The sequence below is a fragment of the Aliirhizobium wenxiniae genome (assembly GCF_014201355.1).
In the GTDB taxonomy this organism is placed as follows: domain Bacteria; phylum Pseudomonadota; class Alphaproteobacteria; order Rhizobiales; family Rhizobiaceae; genus Neorhizobium; species Neorhizobium wenxiniae.
In genome coordinates, this window is sequence record NZ_JACHEG010000006.1 from 26,026 (window position 1) to 49,805 (window position 23,780).

The 23,780-nt window shown below is 55.3% G+C and carries 25 protein-coding genes and 6 pseudogenes; 14 read left to right on the forward strand and 17 right to left on the reverse strand.

Annotated features, from left to right (window positions below):
- The first annotated feature begins 11 nt into the window (after positions 1 to 11).
- Positions 12 to 527, forward strand: coding sequence for a cation:proton antiporter domain-containing protein (locus HNQ72_RS21355; protein ID WP_183995118.1), 516 nt, complete (start codon positions 12 to 14; stop codon positions 525 to 527).
- Between the two features lie 323 nt (positions 528 to 850).
- Here the strand turns inward: HNQ72_RS21355 and HNQ72_RS21360 are convergent.
- Positions 851 to 1,874, reverse strand: a pseudogene (locus tag HNQ72_RS21360) (SDR family oxidoreductase).
- A 152-nt stretch (positions 1,875 to 2,026) separates the two neighbouring features.
- Between HNQ72_RS21360 and HNQ72_RS21365 the strand changes: the two are divergent.
- Positions 2,027 to 2,200, forward strand: a pseudogene (locus HNQ72_RS21365) (DUF2934 domain-containing protein); the annotation flags it as partial.
- 109 nt (positions 2,201 to 2,309) lie between these two features.
- Here HNQ72_RS21365 and HNQ72_RS21370 read toward each other — a convergent pair.
- Together HNQ72_RS21370 and HNQ72_RS21375 are read right to left on the reverse strand one after the other, a co-directional pair.
- Positions 2,310 to 2,828, reverse strand: coding sequence for a hydrolase (locus tag HNQ72_RS21370; protein ID WP_183995122.1), 519 nt, complete (start codon positions 2,826 to 2,828; stop codon positions 2,310 to 2,312).
- 6 nt (positions 2,829 to 2,834) lie between these two features.
- Positions 2,835 to 3,236, reverse strand: a complete 402-nt coding sequence (locus HNQ72_RS21375) for a DUF2177 family protein (RefSeq protein ID WP_183995124.1) — start codon at positions 3,234 to 3,236, stop codon at positions 2,835 to 2,837.
- Between the two features lie 891 nt (positions 3,237 to 4,127).
- On the opposite strand from HNQ72_RS21375, the gene HNQ72_RS21380 reads away from it, so the two are divergent.
- Positions 4,128 to 4,598 (forward strand): Hsp20 family protein, encoded by a 471-nt coding sequence (locus HNQ72_RS21380; protein ID WP_183995126.1) that lies wholly within the window; start codon positions 4,128 to 4,130, stop codon positions 4,596 to 4,598.
- Positions 4,599 to 4,696: 98 nt separating this feature from the next.
- Entirely contained in the window at positions 4,697 to 4,924 is a 228-nt protein-coding gene (locus tag HNQ72_RS21385) for a DUF982 domain-containing protein (RefSeq protein WP_244654641.1), read from the forward strand.
- A 165-nt stretch (positions 4,925 to 5,089) separates the two neighbouring features.
- Here the strand turns inward: HNQ72_RS21385 and HNQ72_RS21390 are convergent, their stop codons facing one another.
- Entirely contained in the window at positions 5,090 to 5,359 is a 270-nt protein-coding gene (locus HNQ72_RS21390; RefSeq protein WP_210319677.1) for an ArsR/SmtB family transcription factor, read from the reverse strand.
- 162 nt (positions 5,360 to 5,521) lie between these two features.
- On the opposite strand from HNQ72_RS21390, the gene HNQ72_RS21395 reads away from it, so the two are divergent.
- Both HNQ72_RS21395 and HNQ72_RS21400 read left to right on the forward strand, forming a co-directional pair.
- On the forward strand, positions 5,522 to 5,890 hold the full coding sequence (locus HNQ72_RS21395; protein ID WP_183995128.1) for a hypothetical protein: 369 nt from the start codon (positions 5,522 to 5,524) through the stop codon (positions 5,888 to 5,890).
- Between the two features lie 73 nt (positions 5,891 to 5,963).
- On the forward strand, positions 5,964 to 7,247 hold the full coding sequence (locus HNQ72_RS21400; protein ID WP_183995130.1) for a diguanylate cyclase domain-containing protein: 1,284 nt from the start codon (positions 5,964 to 5,966) through the stop codon (positions 7,245 to 7,247).
- Here the strand turns inward: HNQ72_RS21400 and HNQ72_RS21405 are convergent.
- From HNQ72_RS21405 to kaiC, 6 genes are all read right to left on the reverse strand, one after another.
- Positions 7,220 to 7,471: a hypothetical protein gene (locus tag HNQ72_RS21405; RefSeq protein WP_183995131.1), complete on the reverse strand. Its 252-nt coding sequence runs from the start codon at positions 7,469 to 7,471 to the stop codon at positions 7,220 to 7,222. The two genes, HNQ72_RS21400 and HNQ72_RS21405, sit on opposite strands and share 28 nt — an antisense overlap.
- Before the next feature lie 29 nt (positions 7,472 to 7,500).
- A complete protein-coding gene (locus HNQ72_RS21410) occupies positions 7,501 to 7,737 on the reverse strand; it encodes a hypothetical protein (RefSeq protein WP_183995133.1) in 237 nt (78 codons plus the stop codon).
- 71 nt (positions 7,738 to 7,808) lie between these two features.
- Positions 7,809 to 8,051, reverse strand: coding sequence for a 30S ribosomal protein S21 (gene rpsU / locus HNQ72_RS21415; protein ID WP_183995135.1), 243 nt, complete (start codon positions 8,049 to 8,051; stop codon positions 7,809 to 7,811).
- Positions 8,052 to 8,431: 380 nt separating this feature from the next.
- On the reverse strand, positions 8,432 to 9,919 hold the full coding sequence (locus tag HNQ72_RS21420; RefSeq protein WP_183995136.1) for a sensor histidine kinase: 1,488 nt from the start codon (positions 9,917 to 9,919) through the stop codon (positions 8,432 to 8,434).
- Positions 9,916 to 10,221: a circadian clock KaiB family protein gene (locus HNQ72_RS21425; protein WP_183995138.1), complete on the reverse strand. Its 306-nt coding sequence runs from the start codon at positions 10,219 to 10,221 to the stop codon at positions 9,916 to 9,918. The genes HNQ72_RS21420 and HNQ72_RS21425 overlap by 4 nt, the downstream gene beginning before the upstream one ends.
- A gap of 6 nt (positions 10,222 to 10,227) precedes the next feature.
- On the reverse strand, positions 10,228 to 11,913 hold the full coding sequence (kaiC, locus tag HNQ72_RS21430; protein WP_183995140.1) for a circadian clock protein KaiC: 1,686 nt from the start codon (positions 11,911 to 11,913) through the stop codon (positions 10,228 to 10,230).
- 570 nt (positions 11,914 to 12,483) lie between these two features.
- On the opposite strand from kaiC, the gene htpG reads away from it, so the two are divergent.
- Both htpG and HNQ72_RS21440 read left to right on the forward strand, forming a co-directional pair.
- Positions 12,484 to 14,376: a molecular chaperone HtpG gene (gene htpG, locus HNQ72_RS21435; RefSeq protein ID WP_183995142.1), complete on the forward strand. Its 1,893-nt coding sequence runs from the start codon at positions 12,484 to 12,486 to the stop codon at positions 14,374 to 14,376.
- Between the two features lie 190 nt (positions 14,377 to 14,566).
- Positions 14,567 to 14,872, forward strand: a complete 306-nt coding sequence (locus HNQ72_RS21440) for an ArsR/SmtB family transcription factor (RefSeq protein WP_183995144.1) — start codon at positions 14,567 to 14,569, stop codon at positions 14,870 to 14,872.
- Between the two features lie 29 nt (positions 14,873 to 14,901).
- On the opposite strand, the gene HNQ72_RS21445 is transcribed toward HNQ72_RS21440, so the two are convergent.
- The 5 genes and pseudogenes from HNQ72_RS21445 to HNQ72_RS21460 all read right to left on the reverse strand — a co-directional run bounded on the left by HNQ72_RS21445 (position 14,902) and on the right by HNQ72_RS21460 (position 17,927).
- Positions 14,902 to 15,312 (reverse strand): PAS domain-containing protein, encoded by a 411-nt coding sequence (locus HNQ72_RS21445; RefSeq protein ID WP_183995146.1) that lies wholly within the window; start codon positions 15,310 to 15,312, stop codon positions 14,902 to 14,904.
- A gap of 705 nt (positions 15,313 to 16,017) precedes the next feature.
- Positions 16,018 to 16,356, reverse strand: coding sequence for a hypothetical protein (locus tag HNQ72_RS21450; RefSeq protein WP_183995147.1), 339 nt, complete (start codon positions 16,354 to 16,356; stop codon positions 16,018 to 16,020).
- Positions 16,357 to 16,623: 267 nt separating this feature from the next.
- Positions 16,624 to 16,809 (reverse strand): annotated as a pseudogene (locus HNQ72_RS30615) (NUDIX hydrolase); the annotation flags it as partial.
- Between the two features lie 218 nt (positions 16,810 to 17,027).
- Positions 17,028 to 17,303 (reverse strand): annotated as a pseudogene (locus HNQ72_RS21455) (FAD-dependent oxidoreductase); the annotation flags it as partial.
- A gap of 360 nt (positions 17,304 to 17,663) precedes the next feature.
- Positions 17,664 to 17,927 (reverse strand): SemiSWEET family sugar transporter, encoded by a 264-nt coding sequence (locus tag HNQ72_RS21460; protein ID WP_183995149.1) that lies wholly within the window; start codon positions 17,925 to 17,927, stop codon positions 17,664 to 17,666.
- A gap of 233 nt (positions 17,928 to 18,160) precedes the next feature.
- Here HNQ72_RS21460 and HNQ72_RS21465 point away from each other — a divergent pair, with 233 nt between their 5' ends.
- Entirely contained in the window at positions 18,161 to 18,385 is a 225-nt protein-coding gene (locus tag HNQ72_RS21465) for a hypothetical protein (protein ID WP_183995151.1), read from the forward strand.
- Between the two features lie 46 nt (positions 18,386 to 18,431).
- Here the strand turns inward: HNQ72_RS21465 and HNQ72_RS30620 are convergent, their stop codons facing one another.
- Positions 18,432 to 18,869, reverse strand: coding sequence for an alpha-amylase family glycosyl hydrolase (locus HNQ72_RS30620; RefSeq protein ID WP_244654639.1), 438 nt, complete (start codon positions 18,867 to 18,869; stop codon positions 18,432 to 18,434).
- Between HNQ72_RS30620 and HNQ72_RS21475 the strand changes: the two are divergent.
- From HNQ72_RS21475 to HNQ72_RS21495, 5 genes and pseudogenes are all read left to right on the forward strand, one after another.
- Positions 18,847 to 20,082, forward strand: a pseudogene (locus tag HNQ72_RS21475) (alpha-amylase family glycosyl hydrolase); the annotation flags it as partial. The gene HNQ72_RS30620 and the pseudogene HNQ72_RS21475 overlap by 23 nt on opposite strands.
- A gap of 775 nt (positions 20,083 to 20,857) precedes the next feature.
- Positions 20,858 to 21,253 carry a DUF1236 domain-containing protein gene (locus HNQ72_RS21480; RefSeq protein ID WP_183995153.1) on the forward strand — a complete coding sequence of 132 codons (396 nt, stop codon included), beginning with the start codon at positions 20,858 to 20,860 and terminating at the stop codon, positions 21,251 to 21,253.
- A 69-nt stretch (positions 21,254 to 21,322) separates the two neighbouring features.
- Positions 21,323 to 21,475, forward strand: coding sequence for a hypothetical protein (locus HNQ72_RS21485; protein WP_183995155.1), 153 nt, complete (start codon positions 21,323 to 21,325; stop codon positions 21,473 to 21,475).
- A gap of 51 nt (positions 21,476 to 21,526) precedes the next feature.
- Positions 21,527 to 22,876, forward strand: a complete 1,350-nt coding sequence (locus HNQ72_RS21490; protein ID WP_183995157.1) for a sensor histidine kinase — start codon at positions 21,527 to 21,529, stop codon at positions 22,874 to 22,876.
- The gene (locus tag HNQ72_RS21495) at positions 22,873 to 23,496 is read left to right on the forward strand and encodes a response regulator (RefSeq protein WP_183995159.1); all 624 of its coding nucleotides are present in this window, start codon (positions 22,873 to 22,875) and stop codon (positions 23,494 to 23,496) included. Before HNQ72_RS21490 ends, HNQ72_RS21495 begins: the two co-directional genes overlap by 4 nt.
- A 10-nt stretch (positions 23,497 to 23,506) precedes the next feature.
- On the opposite strand, the pseudogene HNQ72_RS30405 reads toward HNQ72_RS21495, so the two are convergent.
- A pseudogene (locus HNQ72_RS30405) lies at positions 23,507 to 23,780 on the reverse strand (hypothetical protein); the annotation flags it as partial.

Consider the following 23,780-nt stretch of genomic DNA (forward strand, 5'->3'; position numbering starts at 1 on the left):
AGGGCGCACAGTTGGATTTTTTTGGTTGGAAGCTGGATCCTTATGTCGTCGGTTTGGCGGGTGCCGGATTTCTCATAGCGCTTGTGGTCTGGTTGCCACTGGCTCTCCGGCGCCTCCCGTTGTCGCTGCCCATCGTTTGCCTGCCGATTGGTGGACTAATCTATACCGTCCCTTATGTTGGATTGGACCCACTCCCGAATTCTCATCAGTATGCCACCGAACGCCTCACAAAATTCGTCGTGATCATAGCCCTCATGGGTGCTGGCCTGAAAATCGATCGGCGCTTCTCGTTCAAAGGATGGGAAATAACCTGGAGGTTACTACTGATTACGATGCCGTTGAGCATTCTGGTCCTTCTCTTCATTGGAGTGGGCTTTCTATGCCTCAGCGTCCTCGGCGCGCTGCTTTTGGCGGCAAGCCTGTCACCGACTGATCCGGTTCTTGCTGCCATATCCAGGTTGGCGGACCGCAGGAGGGAGGAGAAGACACCGTCGGTTCGCTCTCACTTCGGAAGCGGGACTAAATGACGGTTTTGCATTTCCGTTCGTACATCTGGCGATTGTTCTGAGCCTCGCCGACAGTGGGGAAGACTGGTTCACCAGTTGGCTCACATTGCACGTATTTTGAGAAACGATCGCAGGCATCGGGTGCGGCTGGATCGTAGGGAAAATCTTTGGGTGGATAACGTTCAGGATGCCCGGCGATACCTGGCGAAAACCGGTGATGGTCTCGTCGCGATTGCCGCCACCTTTGTCTCCTATGGCGTGTCCGAGATTCTGCAGTGCTAGGGGTTCTTCGCCGTTTTCGTGACCGCGCTGACTTTGCGAAACTCACATCGGGACCATGACTTTCAACGCGATATGCATGATATCACCGAGCAGATCAAGCGCATTGCGATGATGCTCCTTCTGCTTGCCTTTGGTGGTTCAATCACTGTGGGCCTGCTGGAAAACGTTGGCTGGACTGAAATCGCGTCAGCGCTGCTAATCCTTCTCGTTCTGCGGCCCGTGGCCGGGCGCTTCATCGGCGTGCCTGAGCCGAATTCGGTAACCTCTTCCGGCTCCTTGTCGCTCGGATTGAGCGTCGACCAGACAGGGCCGGGCGAAACGCAATTGACACGGATGCCTTTCCGGAATGAGCTGCGATGCCAGTGACTTCGTGAAGGCATGAATGCCGCCCTTGGTCATGGAGTAATCGAGCAGCGTCTTTTCGCCATCGAAGCCGGTGACAGACCCGGTGTTGATGATGGCCGAACCGTTTCTGAGATGCGGAACGGCGGCGCGTGCCATATGAAAATACCCGTAGAGATTTGTCTTCAACGTCTCGTTGAAATGATCCTCGGTCAGATCGGCGATGTCGTAGGTATGGACCTGGAAGGCAGAGTTGTTGACGAGGACATCGAGCTTTTCGAATTCGGCGACAGTCCGTTCGACAGCGTCGCGGCAGAAGGCCGGCTCCTTCACATCTCCTTTGATCACCAGGCAGCGTCCGGCTTCTTTCTCGACAGCGGCGGCGGTCTGCGCAGCGTCCTCATCCTCATCAAGATGGACGATCGCGATGTCGGCACCCTCGCGGGCGAACAGACCCGCCACGGATCTTCCAATGCCGCTATCGCCACCAGTGATGAGAGCAACCATGTCCTTCAGCTTGGCCGAGCCGATATAAAACGGCGCGTCATACATGGTCGCCGGCACAAGTGCTGCCTCGCCGCCGGGCTTGTCCTGGTGTCGCTGCGGGGAGGGCGGCTCAGGCTATCGCCGGGCGCCGGCCTGCATGGCACGCGGCTCAGGTAACACCTCCTGCTCATCTGCCTCGGCGACCTGTTCCTGGATCTCCCGTTGCTTTGCTGCGGTCATCATCCTGTCTCCATCCATCGTCCGTTCCAAACGATTATCCAGCGGATTGGTTCGCGAAGTCGGGCAATGCCGATCCAGCTAGGCGCTCCTTTCGAGGAACTTGTTGGCATGTGCGCACTTATGCTCGCAGGCGAATGCCATGACTTCAGGGTGTCTCAAGAGGTTGGACGATGGCCAGGGATCAATACGAGCGCATTCAGCAAAGAGCTTATCAGATCTGGGAAAACGAAGGGCGGCCCGAGGGGTCGGCGGTCCGGCACTGGGATCAGGCTCTGGATGAACTGGCCGGCGAAGACGAACACGAAACCCTTCAGGACCTGATCGATAAAGATGACCTGGCGGATGACAAGCGTCGAGAACACGCTTCGCCCAGCCCTTCCTCCAAAGGCCACGAGCATCCCTGAGGCGCACCTGTCCTGGCCATCTCTGACCAAAGGCATAGATTTCGGCGCGCTAGATGGCGGCGGAAGAGCCTTTGGTCCTTTTTCTGGAATCGAGAATTTCCGTCAAACTGACTGGCTTCAGTCCTTGCGAATCGACGCCGACATCGAACTGGCGCGGTGCGAGCTTCAAGCGGCCATGCGAGTGGCCGTGTAGATTGATCGATCCCTTGCCCATCTGGTTCCATGTCCGGAATGCGTAGTGGCAAAGAATCAGGTGATGGCCGCCCTCCCGGATTTCGGCGTAGTGCTGGACGCTGTGCCATCCATCGGAGCCGGTGGTCGTCCCCGGATCGTTATTGCCCACGATCAGGTGTTTCCTGCCGTTTAGCTTTGCAAGCAGAGCCGCGCACTCTCCTCCTTTCACCGACATGAAGTCGCCGAGATGCCAGATGTCGTCATCTTGCCCGACGACAACATTCCAGTTCTCGACGATTGCAGCGTCATGCGATGCCATGTCCGGAAATGGACGACGATCGATGCGCAATACGCGGGGATCTGCAAAATGCGTGTCTCCGGTGAAGAAGATCACAGCCCGTTACCCGAACTGACGGGCTGCCGCGTAACCGCATGCGCTCCCAGCGGCTGTCAGGACCGTGCCCCAAACCAGATCGACGATCGTCAGCGGGGCCGGCCAGTTCTTCAAGGTCGAGAGATTGGTCATGTCGTAGGTGCCGTAGGCTGCAAGACCGAGTATCGCCCCGTGACCAACGGTCGTCCACAATGAGCCTGCTTCGAGACCCGGGCGGACCGCTAGGAGCACGATAGCGATCGCGAAGAATAGATAAAATACCGCCGCAACCGCGAAGTTCGGGGTCGACAGCATCATGTCTCCGAGCTGGTCGCGATAGAAGTTCTTCGCAAGGACGCCAAGCCAGATCGCATCGATGAGCAGAAATGAAATGAGCGTTCCGGCGTAGGCGATACCAAGTGTCTTCATCCGCTATGTCCTTTAATGGGTAGCCTTATCGAGGGGAACACGGTGGCCGCTCTGTTGTTCCGGACCACAACTCGCGTGCGGTGGGATGAACCGCTGCATCCGACGCCGCGCACTCTTGCAGGGCGACATTATGAAAGGTGGCGATCAGCTCTTCAGCACGATCCAGGCAAACGAACGCGCCTTCCATCACCGTTGACCGCGGTTGCTTTTCCTTGAGATCAATGACCGCGTTGCCTCAGATGAGCCAGCGTGCGCTTATGCTGGAATAAGGCGACGAAGATTAAGCGTAGGCGTTGTTCCTGACGTTTGAGACCATCGCGGCATCGGTACGTTGCCGTACGAGGTTCGCACTTATGGCTTCGGAAACTAGCGCTCCTGCGCGCCACCTAAGGACAGATGGATGACCGGCGATCATCCATTCAATCCGTGATACCAGCCATTTTTCATTTTCTTTTCAGCTTCAGTTTGCCGCCAGAGGTGCAACGCCTGCTTTTCTATCGAATGGCTAAGGTGCCAAGCATTCGTTACAAATGCCGCAGCCGTCTTCGTCCATGGCGGAGTTGGGACGCTGGCGACAGCAGCAACGGCAAATGGCCGTCTCGTGTTGAGTGGCGTGATGCGGAGGCAAAATCTCAACGTCGGCTTCGAAAAACGTTTCGGTCATTCCATCATCCATCCCAATGCTCCCAAGTCAAAGATCGCGACTCGAAATAGGATCGGATGTCCAACGAACAAGATGGCTTTGGGGAGCCCGAAAAATTTTCGATAGGGGTCTTGAACGACAAAATCTCAAAAACCAAATCGGTCAACGCCGACGGCCAATGAGGGGTCGGCTGACCGAGGAGGCGGATTTCCCGCTTCCTTCCATGTTGCTTTACGGAGGATATGGTTATGAGAACTGAACTTGATTTTGCCCCGCTCTATCGTTCGAGCATTGGTTTCGACCGCCTGATCGATCTGCTCAGCAATACGCAGCGCCTTAACGCAATAGAGACCTGGCCGGCCTATGACATCGTCAAGACCAGCGAAGACGACTATCGCATCACGATGGCGGTGGCAGGTTTTGGCGAAGGGGATCTGGATATCACTCAGGAGCGCAATGTCCTGGTGATCAAAGGCGGGAAAGCCGAAGAGCTGCAGGGCGAATATCTCCACCGCGGCATCGCCGGTCGTTCTTTCGAGCGAAAGTTTGAGCTTGCGGATCATGTGAGGGTGGAAGGGGCCGATCTGAAGAATGGCCTGCTGACAATTGCCCTGAAGCGTGAGGTGCCCGAAGCCATGAAACCGCGCAAGATCGAGATCGTAGCCGCTTCATCCGCCGGCGAGCCGCTCCGGCTCGAAGCCGATCGCAAGGTCGCCTAACCCGAGCACCGAGGACGAATCAAAGCGTGCTATTAGCCGGCCCGATCTGGGGCCGGCTTCAGTGATCAGTCTGTTCCGAGCAAAAAAAGGAGGTCGGTATGTTGCTCGCTCAATTCGACCAGCCCATCTGTGCACAGCGCCGGTATCTTGCGCAGGAAATCGTCGGACTGAATGATGTGTTCGATTTTCTCGACGAGTGGCCCCGGGAGAAGCGCAACCTCACTTACGAGACCCTTGTCCGATATTATCGTGAAGCGGCGGGCGGTCACCGGCCGATCGACGCGGCCCGCGAGAACTTTCGGGTTTTTTTTAAAGCAGAACAATAAGCTCGCTGAGCTCGAAGATGTCCCGCCTCATCTTCGGCGTCGAACGGACGCGAAGATCGGTGGATTGTGAGGCCGAGACCTGTCCGCTCTGGCGATTATGGACCCCTTGAAGCACCGCTCTTGGGGCAGGCGAAGTCTAACCCAGACCGCGGCACCATCCGTCGCTCAGGTCGCGGGTTCGACGGTCTTGCGGGACGCGAAGATCTGTGTAAGTGAGGCCAGGATCGTGGCCACGCCTTCGTTCTGCGACGAATAATAGACGGTCTGCGCGTCCCGGCCTGCACTGACAACCTTGAGATCCCGCATCTTTTTTAGATGCTGCGACAGCGAGGACTGGCTCATGTTCGGTTTTTGAGCAAGGGAACTCACGTCCCACTCACGCTGGCCGATGAGCTCGAATATCTCGAGGCGCTTGGGATTTGAAAGGACGGACAAAAGGTCAGATATACGTTCGACACCGAAAGAGTGATCGCCGCTGGTGATTCTTGCTCCTGACGAACCCTAACCAGCCGGCGAATGGGCTCGCTCTTTTGGCCGGGGCCATACAGTATGACCAGCTGCTTTATTATGAAAATGACAATGTGACAGATATGGTGAATGGCCGTTGATCTAACGGCCGGTGTAGATACGGTGCATCGTTTCTGCGGCGACCTTTTCAACTGGGATCTCGAAAAAAATGTCCGGATTGCTCGCCAACGCCTGAAACGTTCGTTCGATCAAGTCATTTTTCTCCGGGCCGGCGAGATGGTATCGCGCGGCGTAGCGGCCCAACAGCATTCTCAGTGTGCGCATGTCGCTCGTGGAAAGACCCCGGCTCCCTCTGTTCATGTTTTCCTCCCTGATCTAACCGGCCTCGAAAGTCGACCCATTTCAGCGGCTTCGATTATTCCGATAAGCCCCGAGATAATTTCGAAGGTGTCTGACATCAAGAAGCCGGCGCAAATGCAGGCTGCCGTTGTGTGGTAATGCTGGCCAACACCTTGATTATCATCCCCTAAAACACACGTATCTCCGTGATGCTCTTGTCTTTGGAGGAAAGATGGTAGCGGAACCGTATACGGCCGACGACCCTGAAACCCGGCTGGCGCTGTTCGACTTTGCGTTCGAGAATGCTCCGATAGGGATCGCTCTGGTCGATTTAGAGGGGCGCATTATTCGCGGCAACGCAGCTTTCGCCAAGCTTCTGTCGCTTCCGCTCGAAAAGGTACTGGGAACGCATTTCAGGGACTTTACCCATCCGGACGATATCGAGGCAGACCTCATCCTCTTTCAGCAGGTGCTGCAGGGAAGGCGAGACGGCTACACGATCGAGAAGCGATACGTCCGGCCATCTGGCGAGATCGTTCACGTCCTGATCCATGTTGCCGCGATGCGCGATGCCGAGGGCAAGGTCGTACGCTTCATATCACAGGTCGAGGATATCACCCGCCACAAGGAGCATGAGCGTCAGCTCGCCGAGCGGGCAGCGCAGCTTGAGCTGGCGCTTGAAGCCGTTCGGGGCGGTTTCTGGCAGATGGACATCCTGACAGGCAAGTTCGAGACCTCGGATCGACTGGCTCAGTTCATCGGAGGCCCGACGGCCGCGCGCCTCGATCTCGAGCGCTATGTCGACAGGGTCAATGTCAATGACGGCGCCCAAGCCGATCTTACACCGCTGATCGCCGGTGAGCTCGATCAGAACGTCGCCGAGTACCGCCTTGATACCGTCCACGGCGAACGGTGGATGCGTTGTGACCGAAGGCTTTTGCGCGACAGTGACGGACGGCCGGTGAAGATTGTCGGCATGGCAATCGATTTTACCGACGAGCGACGTCGGATCGAGATGCTGGAGGAGACGGCGCGCACAGACGTGTTGACCGGATTGCTGAACCGGCGTGGGCTGTCGACGGAATTTGCGGCATTAACTTCTGCTGACGGTTTCGCTGTCCTTGCACTCGACCTTGACGGCTTCAAGGAGGTCAATGATGCTCATGGCCACGCGATGGGAGATGTCGTCCTGCAAACCACAGCCGCGCGCCTGACCTCAGCCGTAAGACAAACCGATCTTGTGGCACGCACGGGCGGGGATGAATTCGTTGTGGTTGTTGCGGGCGATCGGTCCACAGGCGAAGCGGCCGCTGAGCGGATACTCGCACGGATGAGGGAGCCTATCCCAATTTCCAATAAGGTCGCCGACATCCGCACGAGCATAGGCGGGATTTGGACAGGCGAGAAGCGTGATGTGTCCGAGCTCCTGAATGAGGCCGACGCGCTTCTTTACGATGCAAAGGCTGCCGGAAAAGACGCCGTCAGGTTTCAATCGGCATCCGGGTCGGTATCTTGAGGCAGTTCATCATCGACTCCATTAACAGACTTTGATCGCCGGGTTCGACATGTCACGAGGTCATTGTATCGAGACCTGAGGTCGGACATCTCGTACTCGCCGCTGATCCATAGATCGACCCAGGCCAGGAACTTTGGGTTATTGTCGATAGGCATGCCCCGCGACATCGCTTTGGCGCGAACCTGATCGAAAATCATTCGCCGTCTGTCGCTGTCGATCGCCAATCCCAGTTCCTCGATAAAGTCGGGAGGCGCTAAAGGAAAACCGAGATCCCCTCCGTATTGACGACATAGATGAATTCTTCCCATGCCTCATGAGCTGACGCGAAAGATTCATTCCAGTCGGTGAGCTGATCTTCTAAGCTAGTCACCTCCATCCGCCAATCATCTGCGCCTGCGGGCCGGAAGATTTCCACAATGACGGTGATGCCGTTGTCGGTATAGCGGCCGGAGAGTTCGGATCGTTCGGGTATTTGCTGATGCGGGTTCATTGTCTATCACCGGACGTATATGGCGATGCTTTGGTTGGCCGGGTGGCCAGCCCTATAAAATCAGGCGGCGATTATTTGGATCGTGATGGTTTCGACTTCTTCGCCGGACCAATGCCCAACTCCTTGTTCAGCTTTTTCTGAGCGAGTTTGCGGGCGCGGCGGAAGCCTTCTGCCTTTTCTCGTGCGCGCTTCTCCGACGGCTTCTCAAAGTGCTCGCGCAAGCGCATTTCCCGGACGACGCCCTCCTGCTGAAGTTTCTTCTTGAGGACACGCAAGGCTTGGTCGACGTTGTTGTCTCGGACGAGGATAAGCACGGTAGCTCCTGGTGTAGTGAAATCAGCTCGGAAAACCGATAAACGCAAGTTCGCGTGGATTGCAACGGTCGATCCTAGACGACATGTACTTTAGTGGAGCTTCGGCTTTAGCCTCGCGTCGGCCTGCCGCACTTTTTCCCGCGGGAGGCTTGTTCGTTTCAAATCATGTCATTCGGGAGCACAGTTTCTTCGGGTCGATAGTTACCAGTATGAGGAGGTAAACGTTTGGTCGAATGAATAACCTTCTGGAAGTTAGCCGCCAAAATGACGGGTCAGTGGTTCGTATCGGCTCAAGAGCTTAAACAGCGTATCCGTACCATTCTAATTTCCTCTCCCTTAAAGGCAGGCGAGGGCATAAACCCGTCGACTTTGCCAGAATTTTACAGGATAGGCGATGTGGCCATAACATCTTCAGCCGGTATTCTGATCGAGCATGTTACACCAGAGGGAGCAAAGTCGATTTGTGCGCCACCGGCGGGTGAATATTTCAGGCTACGTTCGATGACCGTATGACCGAATCCTTTTCGTGTCGGTGGCGAGACTTCAGGTCCTCCACGCTCGACCCAGCGGATGATCCGGCTTTCGCCCTCGACATTCGGATCCAGCTGCACAGAGATTGTGCCACTCTCGCTCGTGAGCGCGCCATATTTGGCGGCATTTGTTGCCAGCTCATGGATGATCAGCCCAAGGGGTACTGCTGCCCGCGGCAAAATCTCAACGTCGCTTCCGTCGATGGAAAATCTTCGGTGATAGTCGGCAACAAAGGGCGCAAGCTCCGCGGCCACTAGTTCACTCAGCCGTATAGATGACCAGGACCGATCAGCAAGAATGTTGTGAGTAGCAGCCAATGCATGGATGCGGCCTGAGAATGCTTCACGAAAGCCTTCGATACTGTCTTCGGTCGATGCTGTCCGGTTCGATATCGACACGACAAGCGCGAGGGTGTTTTTAACCCGATGATCGAGCTCGCGCATCAGAAGAAGTTGCTGGCGCTCAGCAGATTTTCTTGCCGAAAGGTCAACTAGGGTCGCCACTGCGCCTTTCGTCTGGTTTTCAGCAACGCGCAAGGGAGCCGCACTGACGAGAACATCCTGTGTTATGCGTCCGCGCGGCGCCAACGCTTCAACCCCTTGGACGGATTGGCCAGCTACAGCGAGCGCAATGAAATCGTCGCCCTGCATCAAACCGGTGGCTGCTGAAAATTCCAGGCCGAAGGCTTTATCAAAAGACAGACCGACGGGATCACAGGATGCGAGGGCAATCGCTGCGGCATTTGCGTGTGATACAATGCCATCTTCGTCGGTAACCACAACCGCCTCAGCCGCGGAGGCGAGAATAGCAAGCGCCGTTCGTTCCGCCTCCTGATTTCGTTCGGCCTGGATGCGGTCCGTAATATCCGTAAACGTGGCAGCGACTGCATCGTTGACACCAAGCTGGAGGGCGTCTGAATTCAGTAAAAGGCGGCGAAGGGAACCATCAACGCTGATCTGCACCTCGCAGGTGGTCTTTTGATCGCGAGCTGCCCGCAAGGCGTTATTGACGGCGGCGCGATTTACGTCATCAAAGGCGTCCCAAAACCCGCCTTCGGCGACGGACTGTTTGGACACATCAAGCAGCGTGCAAAGAGCGCCGTTGCAATAGAGGAGGTTACCATGGCTATCGAAAGCAGCAGCCCCGATGTCCATTGCCTCCATAAATGACCGATAGGAATCGTTGCCATCAAGCGTGAAGACTTCGTCGGAGACAGAGCTCTTTCTTATCACAAGAGCATCAATCTCACCCTCGCGTATGGCGCGAATTATGTCTTCCGCCTCCTCCAACCGACGATAGAGTTCATCTTTCGAAAGGTCAGACCTGCCATTGCTCATTCGTTTTCGCTTACCTGAAGATTGACCAGTACCTTTTCCGAATTTGAAAGATCGCCGATGATTTTTCTGATCGGTGTCGGCAATTCCCTCACGAGGGTCGGGATTGCAACAATATTGTGCTCCCGCGCAAGGTGCGGAGATTTCTTGAGATCGATGACCTCGATTACGTACTTGCCCGGCAGATTCTCGGAGCAAATCTTTTCAAGGTTTTTGATCGCCGCAAGCGATTTGGGTGTCTCTCCAGCAACATAAAGGACGAGTTTCTTAGGGCCGCGAGCCTCTAGTGTTTCGTTTGTTTCCATAATCGCCTAACCATCTACACGACGGCTTTTCTCCATTTCCTGTTGATCCATTGCGGACTGCTCGAGATACATATCTTCCGCATCCGTAACCTTATTCAGTTCGATCTCATCAGCATCAAGCTCCGCCTGCAAAGCTTCGATCTGTGCGAGCGCCTTTCGACGCCGATGCTTGATGCGTTCAGCCTGCCTTGCCACTTCAGCACGCCGCTCGACTTCATTACGTCGTGCCCTAGCCTCTTCTGATTGACGCATCGATCCCGTCAGGGCTCTGCCATCACCAATGTAGGGCGCAAGCAGCTTGATTCCTCTGTCAGACATCACGAATTCGCGGACCTGGTTTGAGTGGGATAGCCCGCGCGCTTTTAGCAAGTAGAGTTCACGATTGAACTCGCCGCCTATCTCCCGGTTCAGTAACAGGATCCATGCATCCATCAATGACGAAAGCCCGACATCGGTTTCGGTTGTGCCGGCCTGTGAATGCATCAGATGGGTAAAAACCGCTGTCGTTCCGCGTGATTTGAGAAAATCGACCATCCTAAGCAGCATCGATTGCACCTCGGGCTGCTCGCCACTGCCCATAAAAGCCGAAATTGGATCAAGGACGACGATAGACGGCTCGAAGCGCACGATCTCGCGCAACATGACCGCCAAGTGCATTTCAAGGCTATAGAAGGTCGGTCGGGCAGCGACGTAGTGAAGAAGACCGCAGTCTATGTGCTTTTGAAGGTCAGTTCCGATGGACGTCATGTTTCGCACGGTCTGATCAACCGATTCCTCGAAGGAGAAATAGATCGCCTTTTCGCCACGTTCACATGCAGCCGCCGCGAATGAGGCCGAGAGGGAGCTCTTACCCGACCCTGCGACACCACTTAGCAAAATGCTCGTTCCGCGGTGGAAGCCGCCGCCTGACAGCATAGCGTCCAGGTCTTCGACACCGGAGGAAATACGCTCGTCCGATACTTTGTGGTTGAGGCCAAGACTGCTGATCGGAAGCACGCTGAATCCATCCTGGTCTATCAGGAAGGGCACCTCATTGGTGCCATGCGCCGTGCCGCGGTACTTGACGATACGAAGACGCCGCGTAGAAATTTGATTTTGCACGCGATGGTCGAGAAGGATCACGCAATCCGAGACATACTCTTCCAAGCCTTGACGCGTGAGCGAGCCATCGCCGCGCTCACCCGTTATAATTGTTGTTAGACCCTTGTCCTTGAGCCAATCGAACAACCTGCGAATTTCAGCACGCAAAATGGCGGGGTTAGTAAAAGCGGAAAAGAGGCTCTCTATTGTATCAAGAACAATTCTTTTTGCTCCGACCTGGTTAATGGCGAGCTCAAGCCGGAGAAATAGACCTTCGAGATCGTAGTCACCGATTTCCTCAAGTTCGGACGGATCAATCGATATATGTTCAAGGTAGATTTTCCCTTGATCCACTAGCTGCTCGACATCAAAGCCCAACGACTTAACGTTACTTATGATATCTGAAGGACGTTCTTCGAAAGTTACAAAGACGCCCGGCTCGTCCATGTCACGCGCGCCATTCAACAGAAATGTGGATGCGAAAAGGGTTTTGCCGCAACCTGCGGTACCGCAAACAAGAGTCGGGCGGCCCGTCGGCAAGCCGCCCAGTGTCAACTCGTCGAAACCAACGATCCCCGTGCGAGATTTGCCAATACCTTCGAAAACAGTCATTCGTGTATCCATCAACTTACATATGTGCTCAATATCCCAGAAAATCAGTCGCGGCAATTTGCGAAACCGTACCATAAGGAACAACCAGGTTGGATAAGGGGCGACAGTTGACGCAGCAAGGGAAAGGGTGAACCGCTTTCCCATCTTGTAGCGGCATTGATCCGTAAGCTTGAAAACCTCGGCTGCGCAGAGCCATTGAAGGTCACTGATTGTCTTGGCGGCAATGGGTCACGATTATGGCTCATATGGGGCCCGGGTGCCGTAGATCATTTTGTTTATTGAATATTAGAAATTCCCGGGCGGAGAGTACCGTTCGTTTCCGTTCATGACCGCAGTTTTGGTAATTCAACCGGCCAATCGTCTTCCGCTCAACGAAGAGCAGGACCGTTTCCACAAAGCCCCTGTCGCGGATCGAAAACGCGGGAGACGTTGCCGATCCGCATCTGAGGGAGAGGTAGGACAGAACCTGTCCTGAGACATTGCCCCGACGCTCATCTGGGTAGCCAGGTCTTGAACTCTTAATCCGGAAAAACCATTTGACCGGCGATTTCTTTGTCGATGGAGGTTTCAATGACGGGAATTGAGGAACGGCAGCCCGAGCAACACGTATTCGAGGCCGATGTCAGCCGGCTCCTGCACATGATGGTGCATTCGGTTTACTCGGACAAAGACGTGTTCCTCCGTGAGTTGATTTCGAACGCGGCGGATGCTTGCGAAAAGCTGCGGTACGAGTCCGTTTCCCAGCCTCAGCTGTCGTCCGATCGAGCCCAGCCGGGAATTCTTGTGACGCTCAATGAAGAGGCGCAAAAGCTCGTTATTGAAGATAACGGCATCGGTATGAGCCGTGACGAGATGATTGATGCTCTCGGCACCATCGCGCGCTCCGGGACAAAAGCTTTTATCGAGCGACTGGAGGCGGCCAAAGCTGGAGAAAAGGCGGAGCTTATCGGTCAGTTCGGCGTGGGCTTCTATTCCTCGTTCATGGTCGCTGATCGGGTTGATGTAATTTCCCGTCGGGCCGGCGAGAGCGAGGCTTGGAAATGGTCATCCGACGGCAAAGGAAGTTATCAGGTCGTAGCCGTCGATCTTGCCGAAGCTCCGGCCAGAGGAACGCGTGTTGTGCTCCATCTCATGCCGGATGAAAAGAAGTATACCAGTAAATGGACCGTCGAAAAAATCATCCGTGATCAATCCGGACACGTGCCTGTTCCTATCCATCTCGCTGAAAAGGACGGCGAAGAGCCGTCACAGGTCTCAGATGGTGCAGCTCTCTGGATCAAGCAGAAGGGCGAGATATCCAAGCAGGATTACGACGATTTCTATAGAAGCGTCTCTGGGCAGTACGACGAGCCACTAGCTAACGTGCATTTCCGCGCTGAGGGCCGCCACGAATACACGACGCTTGCCTTTATCCCCGGCTCCCAACCGTTCGACCTGTTCGATCCCGACCGGCAGGGCCGGATGAAACTCTACGTGAAGCGGGTCTTCATAACCGACGAAGCCGAGTTGCTGCCGCGTTACCTGCGCTTCGTCCGCGGCATCATCGACACCTCGGATCTGCCTCTCAACATCTCCCGGGAGATGATCCAGGAAAGCCCTGTACTTGCTGCCATCAAAAAAGGTGTCACGAGCCGAATCCTTTCTACCCTGGAGAAGATGGCTGAAGGCGAAGCCGAGACGTATTCCAAGATCTGGGATCTGTTCGGCGCAATTATCAAGGAAGGAATTTACGACGACTTCGAGCGTCGCTCGCAGTTGCTCAAGCTGGCGCGCTTCCGTAGTACCGTATCTCACGAGGCAACTCGAAGCCTGACCGATTACTTGACCGCAATGAAGGAAGGCCAGTCGGCGATCTATTACATCAGCGGCTCCAGTCTGGACCAGTTGAAATCGTCGCCGCAGCTTGAGGGTTTCCGAGCCAAAGGTATCGAGGTGCTTCTCCTGACTGATGGCGTGGACAGTTTTTGGCCGACCAACGTCCCGGATTTTGAGGGCAAGCCATTCAAATCGGTTACCCAGGGCCTTGCCGATCTAAACGCTGTGTCAAGCGAGGGCGGCACTGATGAGAGTGGCCGGGAAGCCTCTACCGAAGTGAAGGCTTTTATCGAATTTGCCCGTAGCGCCCTTGGTGAGGAGGTCGCTGACGTGCGTGTTTCCGATCGGTTGACGGAAAGCGCGGTCTGCCTTGTGGCGTCTGAACATGGGCCCGATCGCCAGCTCGAAAAGCTCCTCCAGGGCGCGGGGCGTTTGCAGACGGCATCTAAGCCGATCCTGGAGATTAATGCCCAGAGCGAGCGCATTAGAAGCATTGCATCGATCGGCGATCCGGCCTTCCGCGAAGATGCGGCGTGGCTGCTGCTTGACGAAGCACGTATTCTTGATGGGGACAAACCAGCTAATCCGCGCGCATTCGCCGACCGTCAGGCAAGACTGTTCGCATCTGCGATTGGGCACGGCAAGTGACAGGTTTGGGCGAGGTTAGTCTTTGGCTACCTCGCCAGAAAACCTGGGCAGAGGAGGTGGATCACGCGTTCGCTGAAAATTTCGTAATGGACAGCGAACTCCAAAAGTTTTGTCGGCCACTCTAATCCTGCCTTTTTTCTTTAGAGAAATGGATTATGAGTGGCCGCTCCATTAGTTGATTCTCATGAGGATGAATGTCGTGGTCGCAAAAGACACGCTTGAACACCATACGAAGCTACTGTCAGCACTCGCCAACAGCAAGCGTCTCCAGATTATGCGAATCATTTCCGAACGCGAGGTTGGCGTGGGCGATCTTGCTGAAAGAGTCGGGCTTAGCCAGTCGGCGCTCTCTCAACATCTGGCGCGACTGAGACACGACAAGTTGGTAGCAACGCGGAGAGATGCCCAGAACGTCTACTATTCGACAGACCATCCAGGTGTTCGAAAGATTTTAGAAAGCCTGCAGTCAATCGAACTGAGCGCCAAGGACCATTGAGCCTCCAAACTTACCTGGCTCAGTCGGACCTAGTGTGAGTAATGTCTCGGCGTTGTCTGAACGTATGTTGGCACGACAATTCCCACGTAACGCACGATATCTCCTTCCTGGTTTCGGAAGCCACGGCCAAAACCGGTGACGAAAACGTAGCTTCCTTCAGTGTTCATGACCCGGTAGGTCTCCTGCTGTGGCCGATCCGCTACGATGCTGTCGCGGATCGTCTTTGCCAATCGAGGTCTATCTTCTGAGTGAACACGGTCTAGGTACGTCTCGATAGGCAATCCTTGCGACGATACGGCTGGATCCAGTCCGAAAAGGTCCGCAAGCGCGCCATCCGCGTAAAGTACGTTTTCGGGAACGTCCCATGTGAAGAAGCCGACTTCGGGTGGAGCTTCACCGGTCGTCTGAGCTACATATAAGACTTCGTTCAGACTGCGCATTTGTATTCCAGGCCAAATTCGATAATTGAATTTTAGAAATGCCGCACTCAACTTCAAGTGCAATTTGTCCCCGTCTCCAGATATTTGGCGTACCTTTGTTTGGTCAAAGGGCCAGTACTTCCACCAATCTGCGCGCAGAGACCCGCGAGGTGACCTGATCGGGGTGTCAAGTTAGCGCGATACACGAGAGACGTCTGGGAGGCGTCGGTGAGCCAACGCGGACACCCGAAGCGTATCGAATTGTCGCGATTCGAAGAAGCTCATTTGTGCGTACACGCAATGAGTGGCCGGTCGGCTTTTCTGCTGTTGAGCATCTCAAAGGGTCCAGCGACTGTTTACCTATCGTTGGCAGTCCAACCGCTGCTTTATTAAGAGGTCATGGCCTTTTCGAGTGACGTAGAAGAGTGTTGCGGGTTCCTTCATACTCAACCTTTGCAAGAGGCCAATCGGCTTGCGGGTGGTGTCAACTGCACCCACAGCGACGAGAGAGGATATGGCGTCGGCCACTGCTTGCTCCCCTGCTGACGATCATGTCATCAGCTCTTGCCATGAGAGTGGCGAGTAACGGAACCTCTCCCCGCGATGGATGACAGCCGTGCGTCGATCCGGATGACCCGGCTGCATCATTCCAGTAGGCGAAGTTCCAGGTCGGACAAGGTCTTGCACGGTACTCCTTTTGCCGCCATCTCATCTGTCAAACTCAATTCAATCACCGCCGGCCTTCGTGTGCCGGTTCTTCCCTCGCAATAGCTGCATATCATGCGCAACGATTCTGTTCTCGGCGACCTCGATCCACATGATCTTGTTGCCGAGTTGGATCTCGCATTTGGTCTTTTCCTTCCCGTCAGCGAGCTGCGCAAAACCCGATGTCTTGATGATCCCCAGACCGAGGTAGCGCAGGAATTCATCCTTGGTCAGACTGAATTGCTCGTAAATTCGTTGAGCCTGAGGCTCGTTTCCAGCGAATGCGTAAAAGGCTTCTAGAGCCCCACTCTTATTGAATCTGAACATTCGTAACCCAAGACAAGCTTCGTCATCGACCAAATTGCCGTTGTCCTACGCAGGCACAAGTGGAGAAACGGAAAGATCGCAATTCTGCTCGACGAAACCCCGCCAAAACAAATATCGTGACGCGCTATATTAGAAGGTTGATGGCTGGGGTAGCCGCAGATGCAGAGAGATCTAAGCAGCTCGAAAACTTGATCGAGCACTGTAACGATAGTGACACACCGTAGCAGTCCGACGCGCCTACCAGCGGATCCGCACAGGCTGGCAGAAAGAACTGCGCAGACACATGCCACGCTGCCGACTTTACCCTTTCAGCTTCGGCTTAAAGTTCACGAGGAGAGATTTCAGCTCCACCTCCCGAACGCGGCGGGCTGCCTCGTCTGTTGATACCCAAGCGATCCGACGCTGTCCGCGTTCCTTGTAGTCCTCCACGAGGTCTTGGACGTCGATCTGAAACACCTCTACGACACACGGGGCGACGTCAGCCGATCATCGTGATAGGCCGCGTATCCTTCAATGCCCGAAGTTTCGCCGCAAGCGCAAAGCCCGCCTGCCCTGCCCCGACGATTACCAGCCTGCCTGTCACTTGCTTGCTCCATTCCTGTTCGACCGCCAAGAGATAGCACCTCGAACGGCCGCAAAGGCGTATCGTCGCGACGCGTGGGCGCGGGCCGAAGACCTAGCACAGCCAGATCCTTTGCCTTTGCTCGGTCGTTCGGGGTGACACCTATGCCGACGATGACGAAATCCACATCGATGACCGTGCCATCGGAAAGTTCGGCGGCACGTACTTGGTCATCCTCGCCGATCAGGCGGGTAAGGCCGGTCTTTTCGCGAATCACGACACCGCGCTCTTTATGTATCGCGCGCATGATGTCTGCAGTCTCCTTCGAGGCAACACGGGCGAGGATACGGTCGGCCATTTCGATCAGCGTCACGTCGAGACCGAGATGGCGTGCAACGGCCGCCGCTTCCAGCCCGATACGCCTCAGTGAGGGCATTCCGACGGATGGAGCCGTCGGCATTCTCCCGGAAGGTTTTAATCAGCGTCTGTGCGGCCACTCGGTCATGCTCCGTTGCGTCGTTGAGACAAGCAGCCAATGAATCCAGTTGTTCAATAAGCAAGTCATCGTCCGATCCGTGCTTGCGCGTCACCGCGAAAGCCATTCGTACCATAGCTATGCCAAATCGCGCTGCGAGCAGCGATGCCGAACTGCCGCTGATCGATGGTTCGGCCCGTCCTACCAGCGAGAGCAGTTCTTCTAGGGGCGTTTCTTGCAACGTCATGTTCTCTGTCTCGCCTTATGGGCCATGCCCTCAACAGTAACTGAAAACCTGCATGGTCAACTCTGCGCCCCGGCTCGCAACTTCCGTATCAGAATATAACCGGAGAGGCAGAAGCAGATCGAGTTGGTAAGGATGATGGGCCACTCGGTCTTAAAAATGCCGAAGGCAGACCAGAGGGCGAAGCCGATGACCGTGAGCGTGTACATTCGACCCGAGATAGCGGCCGTATCGCCGGTCCTGACGACCTTCCAGACTTGTGGCACGAAACTGGTTACGGAGCAAAGGGATGCCAGGTAGCCTACCAGCAGCACTATATCCATGAGTAGTCCTTATCGTCGAATGCGTGGCTTTGATGTCCTGTCGATCGCTGGCATGACCACTGATGCCACTAACTTCAGAAATGCCGACTGGTATCGCGACACGTTGTGAATGTAGAACTCATCGATCCGGTAGGACTTCACCTGTCGATGCTGTCTTTAACCGGCGGTGAGGTCATCAGTTCCTGGAACCGCTCGCATTGCTCTTGGTTCTGTCCCTAAAATGGAGATGTGACATGCGGAACGACAATCACGAAACAGGTGTGATGAGCAGCATTCTGACAGAGCTAGGTGTTCTTCCTCCGGAGGGCAGCGGCCAGGAACCAATGACGGTAGAACAGCAAGAAATCATCGCGGCTTATCGGACCGGCCGGATGACAGAAGAGCAATTTCAGGAACACCTGTCCGACGATCCTGAACTGGCAAATTATCTTACGCAAACGAACTCCGCGCATCCGTGACCGTCGGTCATAACAACCTGTCTTTCAAACCGCTGTCGTCTCTCAATCATACGTTTCTGCTTGTACGTGGGGTGAGGACAAGTAGATAATGCTCTTGCGTTTCTTCTTCAGGCAGTTTCCCGCCACAGTGTGCCCATTGCAGACGGCGTTCGTCGCTGTAAAGGATCGACGACCATCGACGGACCTGGTGGACCATCTTGGCCGACTCGACCGGATAGCCTTTCACATCTCCATATTTTGACACAGCACGCGGTAGATCGTGGTTTCCCCAAAAAAGGGAATTCCAGCCATCGTTCGCGAGGGCATATTGCCACTTGCTGAGCGTTGACTTCAATTTGACAAGATCGAATGGTCGCGATCGCCATTTCCAGTAGACCTCGTGCCATTGCTGCGTGACTGTTCGAACTGGAACACCATCGATGGTTCGTGCCGGTCCCGGCCGGAATAGAGAAGGGCGGAGCCCGGCTGGTGTCCAGAAAACCACCTGGACGAGAGACAAGACGTCGGGCGAATACTACTTCATCGCTTTTATGACTTCCAGCCGACCTCAACACCCCCAATCCCCACGTCCAGGCAGAAATCCTGAAGATCATGGGGTTCTGGCTGCAACTCGGAGTGTCTGGTTTCCGGATGGATGCCTTCCGTTTGTGATTGCCGAGAAGGCGCAGAGGTGAAGAGGCCGAAGGAGCAGTTCGACATGCTTCGAACCTTTCGGGAGTTCCTTCAGCGGCGGATGGGAGACAGCATCATCCTGGCGGAGGCCAACGTCGTGCCAAAGGAGAGCCTGCAATATTTCGGCGATGACGGCGACCGTATGCAGATGATGTTCAACTTCCATGTCAATCAGTCATTGTTCTACGCGCTGGCCAGCGCCGACACCCGTCCACTTACAAAGGCGATGGATGCGACCAGAGAAAGACCACATACCGGTCAGTGGGGGATATTCCTGCGCAATCATGATGAGCTTGATCTTGGGCTCCTCAGCAAAAACCAGCGCCAGCAGGTCTTTTCTGCGTTCGGGCCGGACAAGTCGATGCAGCTTTACGATCGTGGGATACGCCGTCGATTGGCGCCGATGCTGGGTGGAAATGAACGGCGCCTCAAGCTTGCCTACAGTCTGATGTATTCGCTGCCCGGAACGCCGGTCCTGCATTACGGAGACGAGATCGGCATGGGCGACGATCTGTCACTTCCGGAGCGCAATTGCGCGCGCACACCGATGCAGTGGTCGAACGAGCCACAAGGCGGATTTACGAAGGGTGACAAGCCTGTTCTGCCGGTGATCGAGAAAGGGCCCTACGGTTTTGAGCATCTTAACGTCGCCTTCCAGCGCCGCGATGCCCAGTCGATGCTGAACTGGGACCGAGCGAATGATCCGCATGCGCAAGGAGGCGCCAGAGATCGGTTGGGGAACATTCGAAGTCCTGGATTGCGGCGACACCGGGGTATTGGCGATGTGGTACGACTGGCGCAATAATGCCGTCGTCATCATTCATAATTTTCACGACAAGCCGGTGGAGATCACATTCGATGCAGGCATCGGCGATGATGGGGACATTCTGATCGACATCGCGGACGGGACAAATAGCCACGCGAGTGGCGGTAAGCACCACATGGTCTTGGAGCCCTGTGGATATCGGTGGTACCGAGCGGGTGGTCTGGATTACCTTCTGAACGAAGTGACGTTTAAGCTCTAAGAAAATTAGGTCAGGTACCAAACGGTAAAGTAGCTTATCTCACGCCTGGACGGCAAGCAAAACAGGTTCTCGGTACTTTGTCGCGTTGAAAAAGACAAAGCTCTCCTCGCTGCGAGCCAATAGCGTGTGGAAACAAGCTTTGCCGTCGGATGTCTCTTGCAGCAGCCGTTTTCTGACATTTTTCGGCCGGCCAGGCGCGCGGTAACGGATGGGCGGAACGCGCACGGTCCCTCAGCCCGGAGAGATCCGCGCGTTCGCTTTCCACGTACTACATGGCGTCCGCGGGAACCCTTCCCAACGACGGGTAGCTGGCGCGGGTACACCCCCGCTGACCGCGCCAGCACCTCATATGACGCCGATCGGATACCGCCACTTTTCCAGTTGCGCTGTCGCCTCGTACATCGGACCAGGGTGTGTTGTTCGGCGGCGGCACCTGCGCAACTTTCGGCCGGAAGCTGGCTTCGGGAGAAAGCCGATCAATTCATGCCGCGGAGGATTTGGCGGATCTCCAAGTCAGCTATTGCGGTCTGCCCTGCGGGACGACCTGTCAAAACCTCTAATGAAGCTGATCCCATGCGGCTTGAAAAGAACTTGTGCCCTCGCGGTTGGCGGCAATGGGCTTAAGTCTTTCGAATAGAAGTTGGTCTGGTCAGAGATTAGGCCTAAAGGCGTAACGATCGGCAAGAGGTTGGGCACAAAGTCCCACCAGGGAACTTGTTGGATAGCTTCTCCATTGGTTGGGCGAGGAACACCTCGGTCAAAAGGGAGAAAGCAGATGAACAAGAAACAAGCCGTAGTTTTTGCCACCGCGATGTTCGTGGCAGGTGGTGCCATGGCACAGCAGTCCACGGTAAACGGCGCTGCCGGCGGCGCAGTGACGGGAGCAATTGTCGGCGGTCCGGTTGGTGCAGCTGTTGGCGGGGTTGTCGGCGCAGTCGCCGGAACCGCTATCGACCCACCGCCGGAACGCGTTGTAACTTACGTTCGTGAAGCTCCCATGCCCACCGATACCGTCGTTGTGCAGGAAAAGGTGGTCGTCGGTGAACCACTTCCATCGACTGTCGTCGTCCAGCAGGTTCCGGAAAATCCCAATTATTCCTACGCCATCGTGAACAAGCAGCGCGTCATCGTCGAGCCTTCAAGCCGCAAGGTGATCCAGGTGATCAACTAACCGGTCGGTTTGGCCAAGATGGTGTGGTGGATAGTATCTGCCACACCAATTTTCTTATGGAGGTGGAAGATGAAGTCGCTTGTGGCAGGCATCCTCGTCATTATGGGTGGAATGGTTGTGGTGCTCATAGGCCTTAACGATCCCGTTAAGCAGCCACGGGTCGGCTTCATCCCCGAGGCCCCGGTGAGCGGCTCAAGCCTGTCCTCCGGATTAATCCGCTGATCATATATGTAGGTCTTCCGATACGCGGATCTTGGAACTTGGAACGGACCGGTGACGTCAGCTCTAGATTTCTTGAACTCCCTTAGTCTCGCCAAGCAGTTTTTTCTGGCAGGTGGTATAGTTACCGCAATTGCCACGATCATCATCGGGCTTCATGTCACAGAGCAGATCGCACAGACGGTTACCCGGAATGCTGCCGCTACCACAGCTTTATATGTCGACAGCATTATCGCTCCGGTTCTGCCGGACCTGACCCGCGAGACGAAGCTTGATGAGTCCATAGAGCGGACGCTCGACGAAACCCTGGGCCAGGGCGCGCTCGGAAAGCGGCTGGTCTCGTTTCGCCTATGGCGCAAGGACGGCATGATCCTGTATTCGAATGACAAGAAGCTTATGGGCCGTGTCGTACCTCCTGGCGAAAATCGGAAGCGGGCCTTCAATGGCGAACTTGTGGCGAAATTCGACGATGTCGATGATCCTGAAAGCACTGCAGAACGAGCGGTTGGTGAGCCTCTGCTTGAGATTTACAATCCAATCCTTCAGCCCTGGTCGGGCCAGGTTGTTGCCGTCACAGAGTTTTACGAAAGGGCGGGAGAGCTCGAGCGCAGCCTGACACGGGCGCGTTTTAGAAGCTGGGTCGTGACCATCACTGTAACGGCCGGTTTTTTCCTGATCCTCTCGGCAATCGTCCTGCGCGGAAGCCGAACCATAGAACGTCAGCTCCAGGAAAACCTCGATCTTACCCTCCGTGTCAAGAAAGGTTCTCAACGAGCGGTCGCCCTCAATGAAAAATTTCTCAGAAGGGTGGGCGCGGACCTGCACGATGGGCCAGCACAGCTGATGGCCTACGCTGCTCTACGCATGGATAGCGAACAGATCCTCAGCGACGACAGCAATAGAGCCACCCGCGAGGAAGAGATTGCGACAATCAAAGAGAGCCTGGACGAGGCTATACGCGATATCCGCATCATCTGCCGCGGCTTGATCTTACCTCACATCGAGACCTTGTCAGTCAGCGAAGCGGCCCGCCGGGCAGTCGAGCACTACCAATCACGTACAGGCGCATCGGTGGATAGTGCGATCGAGCCGTTGAATGACGAGATACCAGTGGCGGTGAAAATTTGTGTCTACAGATTCATTCAGGAAGGCCTAAATAACGGCTGGCGACATGCTGAGGGCAACGGGCAACGTGTTGACTTGAAGCTTCTTGGCAACGAAATCACGGTAGTCGTTCAAGATGCCGGCCAAGGTTTCAAAGCAGAAAACGCGTTTCTCGGCCTGGGGCTGTCAGGGTTACGTGAACGCGTCGAAAGCCTTGGCGGCAAATTCGAAATAAATTCGTCTTCTGCCGGAACTACTCTAACTATGTCCCTCAATATCCAAGATCCGATAGTGTCATGACCGAGAAAATCCGCCTTGTGCTCGTCGACGATCACCCGATGTTTCGCGCGGGGGTCTACAAAAGTTTGGGAGATCTGGGCTTCGAAGTCGTCGGAGAAGGGGGCTCGGCGAGCGATGCCGTGTCACTGGCCACAATGCACTGTCCTGAGGCTGTTTTGCTCGATATATCGATGCCGGGAAATGGACTCTCAGCGGTCCAAACTATCCTCGCCAACGCTCCTGCTACCAAAGTGATAATATTGACTGCGTCAGAAGACGGGGACGACGTGCGTGCCGCGATGCAGTCAGGAGCTTGTGGCTATGTTCTGAAAGGAATCGGGTCTCGCGATCTGGCAAGCGTGGTTCGAACGGTTGTACTTGGCGGAAGTTATGTTCCCCCCAACCTGAGCGCAAGACTGATTTCAGAACGCAAGCCGCATCCAGCCGCTATGCAAGCGCAAGATGGGCTTAGCGCGCGCGAGCGTGAGGTCATGGATCTGATCGCGGTCGGTATGAGTAACAAGTTGGTTGCGAGAAAACTTGGCCTTCACGAGAAAACGGTCAAGCACCACGCAACCCGCATCTTCGCAAAGCTTAGCGTCTCAAATAGAACCGAAGCCGCCCTGCGCTGGCGCAGGTGATATCCCTTTCTCAATTTAGAAGAGATTGAATCCGAGCTCGATCGTCAGATGTTGCAGGGCGGTCCACAATTGTGCGCCCCCGCCGATCAGTCATCGAGAAGCGCCGATTGGTGAGGCGTTCCAGGATCCCGTTTGCGTAGCGAATTTCAACGGTGCTGCCTCTGACGGAAACTGAGTAGCTGCCCGGCTGCTGATCGGCTTCGGTGACACCAGCAGAATTATTAAAACTGCCCTTGCTATTATTATCTCCTGCGGAATTTCTTCTTCCGAAGCCTTGGTTGCCG